Source organism: Silvibacterium dinghuense (assembly GCF_004123295.1).
GTDB classification, from domain to species: Bacteria; Acidobacteriota; Terriglobia; order Terriglobales; family Acidobacteriaceae; genus Silvibacterium; species Silvibacterium dinghuense.
Map to the genome: position 1 here is coordinate 919,883 of NZ_SDMK01000002.1, position 16,973 is coordinate 936,855.

Genomic DNA, 16,973 nt, shown 5'->3' on the forward strand with positions numbered 1-16,973 from the left:
AACGCGGCGTGGTGCGGGGTTAGTCGAGCCGAACCTTATCGGTGGCGTCATACCTCGACATGTCGGAAAGAATGACGCGATCGCCTTCCTTCAAACCGTTGAGGATCTGAATCTCCGTCACCGAAGCCTTTCCTACCTTGACCTGGACCCGCGTGGCCGTCTTGCCGTCAGCATCGATGCGGAAGAGGCTGATGGTGCTGTCCGGATTGCCGAAGGCCGGTCGCCCGACATACAGCACATCCTGCAGCCGCTCCTGATCGATGGTGCCGTCCACGCTCAACTGCGGAACCGCGCCCGGGGGCAGGGCTCCATCGAGTGATACGTCAACGGTGCGCGTTCCGTTCACAACAGAGGGATCAATGCGGATCACGTGACCCTGGACGATGCCGTTATGCGTATCGACCTCGGCCGGCTGTCCGAGCTGGATATCGTGCGCCTGCGTCTCGGCGATCTGCAACGCGGCCTTGAGCTTGTCGAGCTGAACAACCTCCGCGACCGACGTGCCCACCGCCACATGCTGACCTACCTGGACCGGCGTCGCCAGCGGAGCGAGCACGCCGCTGATGCCTGCCTTCACCTGCAATGCCGCCGACTGCTTCTCGTAGAGAGCGAGCTGCGCCTTTGCCTGGTCGATCTTCGCCTGCGAAGAAGCCAGCTGCACTTCGATCGCCTTGCGGTTGACCTCGAGCTGCTGCTGGCTGAGATCGTGCTGCGTGGTCAGCTGATCGGCGGTGCCCTTGGACTTGCTGTACGCCAGTCCGGAGATCACACCCAGCTCGTAGAGCTTCTTGTCCGTCTGCGCCTGCAGCTGATCCTGAGAATAGTCGGCATTGACCTGCGCGGCCGCCGTCTTCTTGTCCATCAGCGTACTCTCAAGCGTCGCCTGAAGGCTCTTGTAGTCAGCCTCGGCGCCCTTGAGCGCCAGCTGCGCACTCAGCAGTTGCTGCTCCAGCTCCGGATCGGCAAGATCCATGAGGATCGTATCCGGCGTCACCTTGGTGCCGGGCAATACGCGGATGCGTACCACCGTGGCATCGGTCTGTGCCGGAATGAGCTCGATCGAGTCTTCGCGCGGAACCAGCGTGCCGAGACCGTGCACCTGGACCACCAGCGGGCCGCGTTTCACCGTGTCGGGCCAGATCGTACTGGCGTCAACCGGCGGAGCGGCAGGCTTGAGGCGGTACACGAAGAAGGCAACCGCTGCGAGAGCGACGACTCCGATGACAATCCACACCGCATTGCGGCGCAGCTTCTTTTTCTTGATGTCAGGCCGGGCGATATCCATTCCGACCACACCTAGTGCACGCGGTGCGCCAATCTTTTACACCACGGATGCAACGTGAATTCAATGAGTTAGCGAAGATCATCGTCGCGGCTCTCAAAACCGGCTGGCCGCTAACGGAACGGGGGTGTCCACGAATGGACACCCCCGTTCCCTGCAGGTTTTCTGAGCCCTGAGCTCGGAACCCTGACAACTGCTGTTACGGCACCAGCATCGGCCGGTTGCCCTGGTACGGAAACAACCCCGTCGGTCCAAGCTCGGATGGATACTGCGCGCGTCCGAGGAAGCGGACGAAGAAGCCGACCGTCTGGCTGGCGTAATCACGGGTATTGTTCAGGGCCAGAAAGCCTCCGATATACCAGTGATCCGTCAGGTGGTAAGCCAGCTCGCCATGGAGATCGTAGTTGCTGCCCACCACCGACTGCGCCGAATAGTACGGGTTGTCATTGGCCGTCTGCAGCGAGGGATCGAGCGGAAAGAGTGGTGTCGCCTCTTCCTGGAAGGCCTGCAGGCCGAAGGCTCCAGCCACCGTATAGTGCAGATTCACACCGTACCGGCCGCTCCAGGTCACCGGGATATTCGCCAGCATATAAGCACTGGGTGAGAAGTATCCACCCTGGCCATAGGTGAAGTAGCGCAGGTTATTGGCATAGTGCATGCCGAAGAAGTTCGCGCCGATCGTCAGGTCTCCGGTATCCGGCACAGCGAGCACGTGCCAGTACGCGCCGGCTACACCGTCGATGCGGTGATTGTCTTCGACATGGTGTCCCCTCAGCACCTGCCCACCCATGCCGATGTAGTAGCCCGACTTCGCATCGCCCTTGGCAAACTGGGCATTGAACGCGTTCGAGATGACACCGCCCCAGATATTGCCGGAGTAGGTCGCACTGGCCGAGCCGGGATCGCGCATACCGGCATAGGAGAGCTGCGAATCCTTGACCGCATCGCGATTGAAGGTGAAGGTCAACGGCCCCGCACCCGGCCGCCAGTTGAAACGGCCTGTCACGTTGCTCACCAGGAACTCATACGGCGTATACCCTACGGCGCCGCCCCAGTTCGCAGCCGAGAGCTGCAGCTCGCCGCCCACGCCCGAGGCATTCTGCTGTTCCGCAGCCGAGCCGGGAGCCAACGTGCCGAGCTGATTCGCCGTCGTGCCTCCGCCCACGGTCGTGTCGGTAGTGCTGGCGACCAGCGCGCCCGTGTCGAGGAACGACGGCGTGGTGACGACGGTCAGCCGAGCCGAGCCTCCCAGCGGAGTGGACGCCTCGAATGGAGCCTCGAAGAGCGTGAGCTGGTCGATGCCCGCGGTACCGGTGCGGTGGTTGACGAAGCCGGTGCCTCCGAGCCACGGGCTGTAACCGCCTTCGATCATGGCCAGCTGCATCGCCGCATCCTCACGCGGATCGCGCTGCCTGATGACGCGCTTCGCGCCCCAAGGGCCACGAAGCGGCGGCAGGTTCTGCTGTTGCGGCACATCCGTCAGCGGCCCCTGCTCATTTTGAGCGATGGTCGTCACCGTAGTGGTGGTCTGCTTCACCGGAGCCCATCCGCTGAGAACCTGCTGCGCTGGCGTCTGCGGAAGAGTCGATTGTGTGGTCGTCGTAGTGGTGCTGATCGGCTGCGAGAGATTCAGCTGAGACGGCAGATACGGCGTTTGTCCCGCACCGGTCCCCGATCCTGTCCAAGTCTGGGTAACCTGCTGCGGTCCATATTCCGTCTGCGGCTCAAGATACGTCGCTTCCACCGGCCTCTGGGCATCCGCGAGAGCTGCCGTTGCGGTGTTGTAAGCCTCGATCGAAGCCGAACCGCTCGGGACATACTCGATCGCGCGGCTGGAATCGAGCGTCAGCTCGACAGGCGCGGAGCTCGGCTGCGGCATCGGCGCCGGGCTGGCCACGGCGAGGGTATTCCAGTGCGCCTCCGTCGGATTGGCTGCGGTAATGCCAAGATGCAGCTGAACATTGCCTCCGCTGCCGTCCGGATTGGCAGTGGCAAGATCGGCATCGGCGCGGGCCTGCGGCAGCGCGGGCGGTGCAAAGGCATCGGAAGATCGCGCCCTCTCCGATACTGGCTGCTGCGTGATGCGCTCCCCGGGAACGGAGTCCGGCATGCGTCCGGCCTGGATCATCGGCATATGCAGCGAAGACTGCGGAGAATAGTCTCCCAGACGCCCGCCTGCCGAGGCGCGCCCGGAACTGTCCGGAGCCGTGCCAGATGAAGCAGAGCCGGATGAAGCGGAACCGGAACCGCCACTATAGATAGTCACCGTGTGCGTGGTAGTCATCGTGCGATCGCCGGAAGCATCGGAAGAAGAGCTGGCCGGACGACGGCGACGTATCTGCGTTGTGGCAGGTGAGGCCTTGGGTTCAGCGGTAGTGGTGGTAGTGATACTGCTGGAAGCGGAAGGATGAGCCACTGTCGCATGGCGTGCTGCCGTGTGCGCAGGCGCGTATGTCGTGGTCGTCGTTGTTGTCGTCGTGGTGCGGGAACCGTCGCTGATTCCCTGCCCGTTCAGGTTCACAGGCGCAGATCCGGTATGCAGCGGATCGGCTCCGAGCAGCACCGGAGTCTGCGCGGTCGCCACATCGGTTGTGCCGCTGTTGTTGTAGCCCGGAAGCGCGGGCGCAACCTGCGGCGATGTCTGTCCATCCGGATCGAGCAGGCTGGCAAGCCCGGGCGTTGAAAGGCTGCGCGACGGATTCACAATATCCGGACGGTCGAGAATGTGAGCCAGCTGGTTTGCCGGACTGACCGGAGGCATCGCGGCAATCGAGGCCTTCCAGTAGGCCGCTGCGCGCGCGTTGTCGCCGCGCGCCTGCTCAAAGCGAGCAGCCAGCGCCAGCACATTTGGATCGTTGGGATAGGTCGCCATGGCCTTGTTCAGCCAGCTCTCGGCCTGCGTCAGATTGGGCACAGCCAGCGCAGCGCCGATCATTCCCTGGTAATCGGAAACCGTCGGGTTCTGCATCGCATCGGCCAGCTCCGGCGAGTTGTAGATCGCCAGCGCCTGCTTCGGCTGCCCCGCGCGGAGATAGCCTCCTGCCAATGCTTTCGTCACATCCGGATTGCCGGGAAAGGCCTGCTGCGCAGCGGTGAGAATCTCCAGCGCCCGGTGCGAGTCATTCTGCTCCGTGGCCTGTCCGGCGCGGCGCACGCTCCACGAGGCCCAGATTGTCTGCACGCGGCGGCGCTGATCGTCGGTGAGATCGGTGCGGCTGCCCAACGCCATGAGCGTGCGATAGAGATCGCGCTCCGCCGTAAGAGCTGTCGCACCGATCGCATCATTGCCCGCATTGAACAACAGCCATGCGCCCTGAATATCCGTGTCCGCGGGTGGAGCGATGTGCCGGGCACGGTAATACCCCTGAATCCCGGTAATGATCTCCAGCGCGGCGCGCTGGTTGCCGGTCGCAGCGTAGATGGCGGCCACAGTCTGCAAATAATCGGGATCGGACTCGAGCTGGCGGCGGATCTCCGGCGGAATCTGCTGAATCTGCGCCAGCGCATCGGTGTCGTGTCCGGTCTGATGCAGAGCGGACATCAGTCCCTTCCAGCCATCAAGATGCTCCGGATGCGCAAGGAGCACCTGCCGGTAAATGGCATACGCTCCGGCCGGATCATTCTGCTCAAGCCGGATAGCGGCGATCTGCAGCTGCAACGCAATGGGAACGGTCTGTCCCTTGCTGGAAACGAGTTTTGCCGCCCGCTCGAGAAATCCCTGCGCAATATCCGGATGATTCTGCTGCTGATAGATCGCAGCCACCAGCGACAGGAATCCTCCGTCCTGCATCGCCGATTCATAGGCAGAAGGCGGCATGCGTTCGATGGTCGCAACCGCATCCTCATCGTGATTCGACTGATGCTGGACAGAAACCAGTCCCTGCCACGCCGGAACATTCATTGGATCGTCGGCAAGGATGTCGCGATAGAGCCCCGCAGCCTGCTCGTAGCGCTGGTTCGCCGCTAACAGACCGGCATACTGCAGACGCGTTGAGGTCTTCAAGCCTCGGCCGTTATCCGGGAAAGGCAGTGTCAGCGCCTGCGCCAGAACGCGCTGCGCCTCGGCATCCTGACCGGTGGCCTTGTAGGCTGCGGACAGATTCGTCAGGTACTGCGGGTCCTGCGCCAGCGGGTCGCGCACAACAGGCGGCAGGCTGCGCGCCGTCGCCAGGGCATCGCTGTACTGCGAGGACTGAACCTGTGCATCGAAGAGTCCACGCCATGCTTCGCGTGAAGCAGGCTGCAGCTTCACCAGCTTCTGGTAGACAGAGACCGCATCGACAAACTGCCCGGCCTTCATGTATGCGCCGCTCAGCCCTTCGAGCGCCTCCGGCGCATCGGGACGAAGCGCAAGCGCGGCCTGGTAGCTGGCAATGGCATCGGCCGTGCGGTTGTCATTCAACGCCGCAGTCCCCTGCTGCATCGTGTTCCAGAAGCGCGCTGTCACCAGCGAGTTCTCCACGGCATGATCGTGCGAACCGTTTTGCTCCGCCTGCTCGAGATAATGCACGGCGTCGGCGAAATTACCTTGCTTCATGCGCACAAAACCCATGCCGGCAAGAGCACGAGGATTGTGCGGCTGCTGCGCGAGCAGCGCCTGGAAACGCGACTCGGCCTCATCCGCACGGTTTGCGGAAAGCGCCCGATACGCCGCTCCCTCCGCGGCATTCTGCGCCGTAGCTGGGCTGGGAGCCGTCTGCCGCGCTTCGGCCTCGGAGAGGCTGCGCGCCAGATTTTCATCCTTATGCTCTTTGAGGTAATCACGGATGGCCGGCGCAGCGCCCGGGTTCTGCGCGTCCCAGACCAGGGCCTGGTGCAACGCAGCCTGCGCATTCGCATCCTGTCCCTGTTCCCTCAGCAGGCGCTCACCTTCCACACGAGTCTTCGGCGCGTAGGTCAGGATGCGGCCAAGCGTAATGGCATAGCGATTATCCCCGGGGTATTTGCGCACCAGCCCGCGCAGCCCTTCAATCGCGCCGTCCCGCTCCGCCGGCACGGAAGCCATGGTGTCGTAGTAGGCAAGCGCCCAGTCCCCATCCGGAGGCTGGCTGCCGAAAATGCCGCGATAAGCTGCCAGCGCCTCCTGCGGATGGCCATTCTGCGCGAGCTTCGCAGCCTCTTCGAGCCGCTGATGCTGCACCCGCGCGCTGGAAAGATTCTGAATATGGGAAATATTCGGATCGGCAGGATTAATCTGCTTCAGCCGCTCGAGATACTTCTCCGCCTGGGCATTGTTCCCGGCCAGGCGCGCCCAGCGTGCCAGCCCGGCCAATGCCTCCGTGTTATTCGGCTCGGCAAGCAGAATCTGCTGCCATGTCTGAGCCGCCAAGTCCATATGACCGGACTGTTCCTGCGAGTGAGCGCGATCGAGCAGAATCCGCACAGCAGAAGACTGTGCAACCGCAGGCAAAGTGGACGCAGTCATCAGCACCGCAAGCAGCGTAAGACGCCCGGCTGCAGCAGGCGTATAAAGAGCGGCAGTTGCGGCGCGCAGCAGGCGCACTCGCAATGGATCGATAGGCAGACTCTCAGGCATGCTCTGGCGGGTTCGGGTTTCGGGGAAGATCGGCATCATTGCTGGCAGACCTCCGTGACTGCGTTCATTGCGAAATCTCATTGCCGCAAGCTTCATTGATAAACCTGCAGTCGTTCACGGGCACGCCGCCGCAGCCACGTGCGAATCCAGATTGCGAAGACAAACGACACCACGAAGATGGCAATGGCAACCGTCCACGGCATCTCCGTGAACCAGAGGTCGAGCGCCTGCCACCAGGGCAGATAGCCCACGTGATACACCGCGTTGCCGATGCGGAAGGACTGGAATGTCGCCCCATGCAATACGCTGACGGTGCCTGTGATCTCCGACGACTGCGCAACCTTCAGGAAACGTGCCAGAAATGGTTCTGCCTCAGCAGAGTCGCGCAGGTTGATAAGGACCACAGAACGCTTGTTGGTCCATGGCGATTCGAAGCCCTCGACCACAGCCTGCGGCAGGCCAGTGATGTTGATCTCACCGGAGACCTGCTGGTCGATCTGACGAATCTTCCACCACGCCTTATGCAGCGGCGCGAAGAATCCCTCCGTATCATGCACGCTGAGACCGTTGGCCGAGAAGAGGACGGACATATTCTTCTCGCCACGATCCATCCCGGGGTTATCGTCTCCTGTTCCGATGACAAGAAAATCCCTGTCCACACCGCTCTTCATGTCCTCCGCATCACCCACGGCGACGCGCAGCACGGGAAAGCCTGTCTGTGCTCCGAAGTGCCCCATGAGCGTGAGATAAAGTTCGATCTCCTGCGCCGATGGGGTCTGTGGCAGCACTACTTCCGTCTCGCTCAGGTCGGCATAACGGGTAAACGGAAAGCCCGCGCTGGCAAAGAGATCGAGATTGGGCATCGCAGCCCAGTGAGCAAAGCCGCGCAGATCGAGATACGAGCTGCCCAGGATCGAGCCCTGCATGTTGATCGGCGTCGTGTCCTTGCAGCCTCCGGCCTTCTGTACCTGAAAGGTGTAGATGAAATCGATCGTGTCGGAGAACGGCCGCAGATCGACCACCGGCAACGCCATGGTGGCCGCAGTATTCTTCGTCGCGGACTTCCCAGGAATCAGCGGCAGAGAGCCGAGATAAGCATGGTTCACCTGCACCTGCACGCTCGAATTGGAGCCGATGGGGATCGGGTTATAGCGGTAATCGACGTGCAGGATCGTATTGTTCTTATCCGCGTAGTAAAGGTCGGGCGGAGTGCGGAAGAAGGTTTCGATCGGAGCCGAACCATCGGTCTTCAACTGCTCCGGGCTGGCATAATCGGCAATTGAGATGCGGCGGTCCGTACGCGCCCAGCGCGGCGCGTCGTCAGGACGGCGCTGCGCCGGCGGGACAAAGTTCTGCACCGTGACCGTTGCCCCCTGGATGCCGTTCCATCCGAGAGACAGAGCCTGCGCAGCAGTCAGCAACTGCTTGCTGTCCGCTCCGGTAACGATAAGCACCTTGCCATAGGGATCGGTGGGATTGGGCCGCACCGCAAGCGTGGGACCGCTCAGCACGCCAAGATTGAAACTCGCAGGCAGGCTCGCGGGATTATCGGAGACCAGAACAACATTGCCAGTCGGAAGCGCGCCGATAGAAGTGGGAAAACGCACAGAACGCGAATTGGCCTGCACACCAAAGTAAGAAGCCACGATGCCCGCTGCCTGCAAAACAGCAGGAGTCGGATTCCCGGTAAACGCAATCGGGACCACAGGAGGCTGACTGAGAACCGCGTCGAAGAACGGGAGCGGCAGAAATTTGAGATCGTCGGTCAGCGGCAAAAGATCTCCGTTGATCTGGATCGTCGAAGTCGGATCGACACGTGCCCAGAGCACAGTGTTGGCCGGGTCTTCGCAGACCATCACGTAGTGACCGATGAACTCGAAGCTGACCTGGTTGTTGCGCACCAGCAGGTCGGGAGGAAGCGTGAAGGTCTGGTCGAGGATCGCATCGCCGGCCGCTGGCATGGCCGGCGGCTGCACCACGCCGACAACCGAGCCGTTGACCATCACCTTGATGTGGCTCATGGCTGGAATGAGGCCCGGCGAAAAGTGATAGATCATGTGCAGCGAAGCCGTCTTCACGATCTGGTTCTGCGGCAGCGCAAACGGCAGGGTGAAGGTGCTGTCGATACCCCGCATCTCGACCGGCGCGCTCATGCCGAGATCGCGCAGCGTGAACGCCGAGCGGAAGCTTCCTGCAGTCTCGCTGGCAGCAGGAGCAACGGGTGCAACAGGCGCGGCATGGAGGCGGGCCGCGGCGGCAAGCAGCAGCGGAAAGAGCAGAATGGAAGCGACGTTCTTGGGCACGAGTTTTCTCTGCTTCTGAGACCTCTTCCGCCTGGGGATCAGCGTGAGGAAGGTTTCGCGAAGCCCGATGCGGGAAAGCTGCAAAATGCGGACGAAGCTGCGCCCGGGATTATCGACTTCGCGTGATTCTCCCCATTTCAGCCAGGTGTCGGCGCGCGAGTAGAGCACCATCGTCAGTAGCTCTTCTTCGGTGATCGTCAGGGCATCGAACTGCAGACGCATCGTATCCCTGTCGTGGGAGACGATCGTCGCAGGCAGCTCTGCATCTCCGAGACGCAGTGGGAACACGATACGGACGCTCTGTCCGGCAGTGAGCGGACAGGACTCCTTCATGCGCAGGGCAAAGCCGCCGCTCGATCCGTCGATCGTCTCCGCCTCGAAGCTGACCCGCCCAGAGAGCTTCACGCGCACCGGGATCGTAAAGTTGATCCGCACCTGCTGGCGCTGCTGCCGTGATTCCCTCGCCACAGCCGTCGCCACGGCCAGGATGATGATGTTGAACACCGTCCAGATGCCGTTCATGATGATCGTCCCCGGGTGCGTGCCGTCCCAGAAATAGCCGAGCCCCGGAACATGGAAGAAGCGGGGAATCACCATCAGCAGCCCGAGGAAATTGAACAGCATGAGCACCATGAACGGCTGTGCAATGCGCGAATCGAAGAAGTCCTTCTTCACCACGCCACCCTTGGCCGTCACGTCGAACTTGCCCAGCTTGGGGTTGATCAGAGCCATCATCGTCGGCAGCAGGATGTAAGGCGAAAGTACGGTTTCGTATATTTCGTTCCAGAAGGAATGGCGATGCTGTCCCTGGATGCGCGAGTTCGTCACATTCGAGAGCGTGAGGTGCGGCAGCGCGTAGGCGAAGATCGCCGCCCAGTAGCCAGGCACATTCGTGTGCGAAAGCAGCAGGTAGATCAGCGGCGAAGTAAGGAAGATCAACCGCGGCAACGCGTACATGAAATGCGTCATGGCGTTGAAGTAGCAGAGGCGCTGCGCGAGCTTCAGCCCGCGGCAGAAGAGCGGGTTGTCGGTGCGCAGAATCTGGATCATCCCGCGCGCCCAGCGAATACGCTGCTTCACATGGCCGGAGAGCCGCTCGGTGGCAAGTCCCGCAGCCTGCGGAATGTTGATGTACGCCGTATTCCAGCCATTCATTTGCATACGCAGCGAAGTATGCGCATCCTCAGTCACTGTCTCGACCGCAATGCCTCCGATCTCGTCGAGCGCAGTGCGCCGCAGCACGGCGCAGGAGCCGCAGAAGAAGGTCGCATTCCAGAAATCGTTGCCGTCCTGCACGATGCCGTAGAAAAGTTCGCCCTCGTTCGGAATCGTGCGGAACTGGTGCAGGTTCCGCTCAAAGGGATCGGGCGAATAGAAATGGTGCGGCGTCTGCAGCATCGCCAGGTTCTGATCGCGCAGGAACCACCCCATCGTCATCTGCATGAAGCTGCGCGTCGGCACGTGATCGCAATCGAAGATCGCGACATATGGGCTCTTGAGCTTCTCGAGTGCGCGATTGATGTTGCCGGCCTTGGCATGCTTGTTGTCGGTGCGAGTCATATACCCGACACCGGCCTCCTCGGCAAACTGGCGAAATTCTTCGCGCTTGCCGTCATCCAGGATGTAGACGTGCAGCTTGTCCGCAGGCCAGTCGATATTCAGTGCCGCCAGCGCGGTATAGCGCACCACGCTGAGCGGCTCATTGTAGGTCGGAATGAGCAGATCGACATCCGGCCACTCCGTGATCTCTTCCGGAAGCGGCACTGGAGCACGGCGCAGCGGCCAGATCGTCTGCATGAAGCCGAGAAAGAGAATGATGAAGGCGTAGGTTTCCGCGCCCACCAGCACAAAGATGAAGAACGCATCCAGCGGGCCCCATTTGCTGCCCGGGTCCTGAAAGAAATCGATCACCGTGCCGATGCGCCACCACGCATAGCGAAAGGTGGAGAACATCGACATCACCATCAGCGCCAGCGTGATGATGTAGGAATTCGAAACACGGTTAAGCCACAGCGCCAGAAGAATGGCCAGCAGTCCCATCACCGCCTGCTGAGGCCAGGTGAGGGGAAGAATGGCGAAGTAGATCATGCAGGTCAGGCCAAGTAGAAGCAGCGTGCCGCGTGAAAGCCGGGGGAAAAAACCCTCACCGGACTCCACGTGCTTCCAGACATCGGGTACAGCCATCTATGAGCTCCGTTCCTGCTCGCTCCAGCGGCGGCCGCGGATAGTTCCATCTGCGGGAGCCGCGAAGCGGCGTACCCAGGAGGCGAGAGAGGCATAATCTTCGGCAACTGGGGCGCCCGGCGAGTAGTCCATCACGGTCATGCCTTCCGCCAGGGCCTCGGAGAGCGCAGTCGAGCAGTGGAGCGCAAAAGGCAGAAGCCGGTCCCCCAGCCGCTGACGCAGAATCTCGCGCACCTCGACATGCAGCGGAACAGCAGGATCGAAGCCATTCAACAGATACACCGGCTCCAGAAGATGGACATCCCTCTCATCCGCATGCGTGAACATGCGCGCAAAGCACTCCTCGAGCGTCTGCAGCGAAGCCAGCGAGTGAATATCCGGAGTAAGCGGCACCAGAACCCGCGGAGAAAAACGGGCAATCTGGCGCAGAAGATCGGCCGAGGCCGTAGCGATATCGATCAGGATGCGGCTGGCACGGCCCGCATGCTGCTGTAGAAGATCGGCCAGGCGAGAAGACGGCGCACCGGTGCTCAGAAGCCGGACCGCCGCGTCCTGATCGCCGCCGGTAAAGCTGCGAACCACGCCGGGACGGCTCTCCTGCGCGCCGTAATAGAGGTGCAGCATCCCGTAGGGATTCGTGTCCACGAGCAGCACCTCTTCTCCGAAGGCAGCAAGCGCCCGTCCCAGGGTGGCCACGAGCCCCGTCTTGCCGACGCCCCCAGCCAGCGAAAAAACAGCAAGGACAGGTGTCCGAAGCCCCTGCTCCGAAACACGATACGGTTCAGGCTGACCGGCAATGCGGTTGAGCGCATACCAGCGGTCAGAGACGCGCAACCTCTCCGCCGGAGCCGGGGTGCGGAAAGGCGCCGCCGCTCGCGGCAATTCCCTTTCGAAATTCGCCGCAGGCGCAGCGGCCAGCTCTTCCCAGAAACCGCGGGACGCTGGTTCAGGAAGGGGCTCGACGACCGGAGCCGAAACCCGGGCCGGCGCAGCAGGCGGTTCAGCAGCCATAGCCGGTGCGGCGATAGGGACGCTGGCTATCGGGAGCGGAGCCGACATCTCGACGGGGATCGCGGGAGAAGCCGCTTCGGCGGCAACCGGCTTCGCCGCCTGCGCGACGACCGGCTCTGCAACCGCTTCCGGTTTTTCCAGCGCAGCTTTCCCGGTGGCGGCCTCCTCGACTGGGGGCTCGACCTCAACCCGTCGGGGACGAGGCTGAGAGCGGAACTCCTGCCGCGTGGAGCTGAAGTCGCGATACTTGATGCCGTGGAGATTGGCCCAGGAGTAAAGGGTGGCAATGTCCTCGGGTAATGCAGAAACAGATTCGGCCGCGGCCGGGGGGGTGGTGTGCTTTTCAGCGCTCATGGGATGACCCTCGTACCCGTCTCGTTCGTCATGGCTAAAAGCAAAACTGCCAGGCAAATTCCTTCAGAATCGCCACAAATCAATCAAAAACAGCCACTTGCAAGTAAATCTTGCCCAACCTCTGTCTATTCCTTAAGTCACTGCCCACTGCCTCCAGGGGGATAAGGCAGAGCCGAAAGAGGATGGAGAGAACTTCGGGCAGCCTTCCGGGGGAAACCCTGCAACTGCTTTCTTCTCCATCTTTTCCGGTCTGATGAGCGGACTCTGTACGAACAGGGGACAGGGTACATAGTAATGCGGAACACGTTACTTTTGGATAGGTTTTTCGTAAGGCCAATGACCGTGTGATAATTTGAACAAGGTAAGAGCCTGTAGCTCAGTTGGTAGAGCATCGCCCTTTTAAGGCGCTGGTCCTGGGTTCGAGCCCCAGCGGGCTCACCACGGTTTTCTAGTGGGACTTTTGAGCACATAAAAACGCCCGGAGCCATGCTCCGGGCGTTTCTGTATGCGGTAACTGCTGCTCAGCTCTGGCGGTGGCCCACAGCCCTACTTCAAGGTGAAGTGCGTGCTAGAGAGCTGTTGCAGTCGCTCGGCTGCGCCCTCGGGCGTGATATCGCGCTGTGGCATGCCCAGCATCTCGAATCCCACCATGAACTTACGCACAGTTGCCGAACGCAGCAGCGGAGGATAGAAGTGGGCATGGAAATGCCACTCCGGATGATCTGAACCGTCCACCGGCGACTGGTGGAAGCCCATCGTGTAGGGGAAGCTCACCTCGAACAGGTTGTCATAGCGGGTGGTGACCTGCTTCAGAATGTCGGCCAGCGAGGTCTTCTCACGGTCGGTGAACTCCGCCATCGAGCCGAGATGGCGCTTAGCCAGCACCAGTGTCTCGAACGGCCACACCGCCCACCAGGGCACCACGGCGGCAAAGTCCTCGTTCTCGCAGACCACGCGGGTCTTCTCGCCCAGCTCGACCTTCAGATAGTCGCAAAGCAGGCAGCTCTTGTGCTCGGCAAGATAATCGCGCTGCGCCTCTGTCTCGGCGGCCGGCTCATCCGGCACGTGCTCGGTGGCCCAGATCTGGCAGTGCGGGTGAGGATTGCTGGCGCCCATCATGGCCCCGCGGTTCTCAAAAATCTGGACGTAATTCAGCTCCGGCACAGCCGCAAGCGCGATGTACTCCTCCGTCCAGGCGTCCACGACCTTGCGGATATCCTCGAGCCGCATACGCGGCAGCGTCAGGCTGTGATCAGGATGGAAACAAAGGACCTTGCAGCGGCCGCGCTCGCGCTCGGCATGGAGCAGCGGATGCACATCCTGCGGCGGCGCAGGCGAATCGGGCAGCAGAGCTGCATAATCGTTGTCGAAAATGTACACGCTTTCATATGGAGGCGTGACATGCCCACCGGCACGCGTATTGCCCGGACAGAGGTAGCAGCTGGGGTCGTAATGCACATCGGAAAACCCCGAAGATGGGTTGACCTCACCCTGCCAGGGGCGCTGGGTGCGATGCGGCGAAATCAGCACCCATTCGCGGCGGAGAGGATTGTAGCGGCGGTGCGGGAATTGCAATGCAGAGGATGACACAGGCCTTCCTTTCAGGAACTCCCCTCGATTGAACCACGAACCGCTCCCCTTCTTCTACGGCTGCGGCTTGCGATGGAGCAATTCCCATATGTGGGCAAGGTGGTGGTCGTCGTGTTCCGCGACAAAGAAAAGGTGATCCACAAGCCGGAAAGGGGTTTTGAGACGTGGATGCGGAAGCGTATGCGCAGCGAGCGCCGGATCTAACGCCTCGACGGCATCGAACAGTGCCATGCGGGCACTGCGGAAGCCGGCAAGAATCTCTTCCAGCGGCCAGGAGTTGTAATCGGCCAGGTCTGTGGCAGCATTGGCAAGGTCGGTGGGCGTGAGGTTGACGCTGTCGCGGGCATAGTCATGCACCCGCGCAAGCCAGAGCGGCTCGAGCTGGAGAAGATGCCCTGCCTGCTCCTGTGCCGACCACTTCCCTTCCGGCTTACGCACCAGAGCCTCCCGGCTGACGCCGCGCAGAACCTCTTCCAGGCGGGCAGGAGTGCCATGCAACCGCATCCGCAGGTTGGGCAGCAACGAAACAGGAAAAGCGAAGTCGAAGCGACGCTCGAACCACGCAGGAATGCTGCTGCGGTCAGCGATAGAACTCATGATGAAAGCCAGTCTACATGCCGGCAACGAACAGGGTACGCTCCGCTACGCCGTGGGCTTATCCGGCACCGGAGCCGTCGCCAGGAAGCGCTCGGCGAACTGCGTGCTGTAATCCTCGAGAAGCGTTTTTACCCGGGCAGGATCGGGCGAGCGGAGGATCAGCCCGGCATGATGATGCTTGTCGATGCGCTCGACGATCTCCGGCGCGTTGAAGTCCGAGGTATCGGGCTGCGCCGTGCGCGCCAGGCACAGCACGCTGCCCGCATAAAGCTCTTCCTGCTTCGGCAGCGCGTAGCTCTGGTAGCGGAGATGGTTGATCTCGATGCGCGCCCACTCCGCCCATAGATCGATACCTGTGGCATGGCGAACCACATCCGAGATGAACGCACCACCTACACGAGCTGCGACCTCGAGGAAGTAGTAACGGCCGTCCTCGCCGTGGATATATTCCGCGTGGGTCACACCGCGGACCATCCCCATGCGCGGCACCAGCTCTCCGTTGATGCCGGTGAGAGCGCGGACTTCGGGCGAGGTGCGGTCGAGGATGCGCGTGGTGAAAACACCGCCCTCGTGCATCACCTTCATCGGCGGCTGGCCGTAACGGCTCACCGAGGTGAAGAGGACATCGCGCTCGCTGATGATCGAATCGACGTGATAGATCTGCCCGGGGATGAAGCGCTCGAGGAGGAAATAGCTCTGCCGGTCGCCCAATTCATCCAGAGCGCGCCAGAGCTCATCCGGTTCCATGATCCGGCGGATGCCGATGGCCGAAGCCTCGGAGCGCGGCTTCAGCAGCCACGGCCCGGGCACGGAATCCATCCACTCGCGGAGATCGTCATAGTTGAAGATGCCGATAAAGTCAGGCACCAGAGCACCGGCGCGCTCGGCCTCGAAGCGCATGGCCAGCTTGTCGCGGAAGTGCGCGGTCAGCGTGCGCCCCATGCCGGGAATGCGCATGTGCTCGCGGAGATGCGCGGCCGTCTCCATGTCGAATTCGTCGAGCGCAACAATGCGGTCGAAGCGGTGCGTGCGAGCCAGCCAGGTCACGGTATTGGTGATCTGCTCGAGCGTAAGACCGGCCGGCATGGTCTCAAAGGCTTCGAGGCTCTCGAAGGGCCACTCCGCATCGCGGTGTTTGTCGAGCGTCAGCAGGACAACCTTGCAGCCCATCGCTTCGGCCTGACGCAGAAAGGCATGGCCCTTGACATAGGAGGAGATGCAGAGGAGGCGCTCTTTCCGAGGCTGGCTCATTGGGAAGCTCCGCGAAGATGTGCGTTAGTTCTAACATAAGGGTGGGACGGTTTCGATGAGTGAATTGCAAGAGAATACGCTGGTTTCCCTGCTCGACGCGTCCGCAGTGACGGCGCTGCAGGATGCCACCACTGCGGCATGGCATGGCGAAGCGACCGGCTACCCGCTGAAACCCGCAAATGAACTGATGGCAGCGGTGCTCGAACTGCACCGCGCCAACTTCGAGCTGTGGCACATTGAGGACCAGGCGCGCGTGCCTGGAGCGAGCGACCGTCAGATTGCCGAGACCAAGCGGGCCATCGACAAGGTGAACCAGCGGCGCAACGATCTGGCCGAACAGACCGACGTGCGCCTGCTCGAGACCCTCGAAGCGCATGGGCTGCCACGCGCCGCAGCTGAACTGCACTCGGAATCGCCCGGCCTGATGCTCGACCGGCTGTCGATTTTGGCGCTGAAAATCTATCACACCCGCGAAGAGGTGCAGCGCGAGAACGCGCCCGAAGGCCACCGGCAACGCAACGAAATCCGGCTGGCGGTGTTATTGACGCAACGAGACGATCTCGCCGGATGCCTCGGCGCGCTGTGGCAGAACATCCTCAGCGGAGAACGGCGTTTCAAGGTCTACCGGCAGATGAAGATGTATAACGATCCTTCGCTGAACCCCGCGGTCTATGGCACGCAAAAAAGCCCGGCGGGGACACCGGAAGACACAGCGCAGAAGGACGAGGAAAAGAGCATCTGAACAAGAGGGACACATCGCTTTACCACTGCTCTGTACCCATGCTCCATGGCGGTGTGACCTTCCGGTTCTTGACGCAGCGCGAGACAGTACGTATAAATGCGACGATAATGGCAATTCTGCCGT

At 61.7% G+C, this 16,973-nt stretch carries 8 protein-coding genes and 1 tRNA gene; 2 read left to right on the top strand and 7 right to left on the bottom strand.

Annotation, left to right across the window (positions count from 1 at the left end):
• Positions 1-19: 19 nt before the first annotated feature.
• The 4 genes from ESZ00_RS13035 to ESZ00_RS13050 form a co-directional block, all read right to left on the bottom strand.
• Positions 20-1,285 carry an efflux RND transporter periplasmic adaptor subunit gene (locus tag ESZ00_RS13035; protein WP_129208689.1) on the bottom strand — a complete coding sequence of 422 codons (1,266 nt, stop codon included), beginning with the start codon at positions 1,283-1,285 and terminating at the stop codon, positions 20-22.
• Positions 1,286-1,481: 196 nt separating this feature from the next.
• A complete protein-coding gene (locus ESZ00_RS13040) occupies positions 1,482-6,818 on the bottom strand; it encodes a cellulose synthase subunit BcsC-related outer membrane protein (protein ID WP_164981503.1) in 5,337 nt (1,778 codons plus the stop codon).
• A 92-nt stretch (positions 6,819-6,910) separates the two neighbouring features.
• A complete protein-coding gene (bcsA, locus tag ESZ00_RS13045) occupies positions 6,911-11,305 on the bottom strand; it encodes a UDP-forming cellulose synthase catalytic subunit (protein WP_129208691.1) in 4,395 nt (1,464 codons plus the stop codon).
• Positions 11,306-12,670, bottom strand: a complete 1,365-nt coding sequence (locus tag ESZ00_RS13050; RefSeq protein ID WP_129208692.1) for a cellulose synthase operon protein YhjQ/BcsQ — start codon at positions 12,668-12,670, stop codon at positions 11,306-11,308.
• 365 nt (positions 12,671-13,035) lie between these two features.
• Between ESZ00_RS13050 and ESZ00_RS13055 the strand changes: the two genes are divergently transcribed.
• Positions 13,036-13,111: transfer RNA gene (locus ESZ00_RS13055), tRNA-Lys, on the top strand.
• Positions 13,112-13,216: 105 nt separating this feature from the next.
• Here ESZ00_RS13055 and ESZ00_RS13060 read toward each other — a convergent pair.
• From ESZ00_RS13060 to ESZ00_RS13070, 3 genes are read right to left on the bottom strand one after another with little or no spacing between them, the layout of a single operon-like run.
• Positions 13,217-14,260: a UDP-glucose--hexose-1-phosphate uridylyltransferase gene (locus ESZ00_RS13060; protein WP_129208693.1), complete on the bottom strand. Its 1,044-nt coding sequence runs from the start codon at positions 14,258-14,260 to the stop codon at positions 13,217-13,219.
• A 54-nt stretch (positions 14,261-14,314) separates the two neighbouring features.
• Positions 14,315-14,857, bottom strand: a complete 543-nt coding sequence (locus tag ESZ00_RS13065; protein ID WP_129208694.1) for a DinB family protein — start codon at positions 14,855-14,857, stop codon at positions 14,315-14,317.
• A gap of 45 nt (positions 14,858-14,902) precedes the next feature.
• Complete coding sequence (locus tag ESZ00_RS13070) at positions 14,903-16,108, bottom strand: ATP-grasp domain-containing protein (RefSeq protein ID WP_129208695.1); 1,206 nt, start codon at positions 16,106-16,108, stop codon at positions 14,903-14,905.
• A 55-nt stretch (positions 16,109-16,163) separates the two neighbouring features.
• On the opposite strand from ESZ00_RS13070, the gene ESZ00_RS13075 reads away from it, so the two are divergent.
• Positions 16,164-16,850, top strand: coding sequence for a DUF4254 domain-containing protein (locus ESZ00_RS13075; RefSeq protein ID WP_129208696.1), 687 nt, complete (start codon positions 16,164-16,166; stop codon positions 16,848-16,850).
• Positions 16,851-16,973 lie beyond the last annotated feature (123 nt).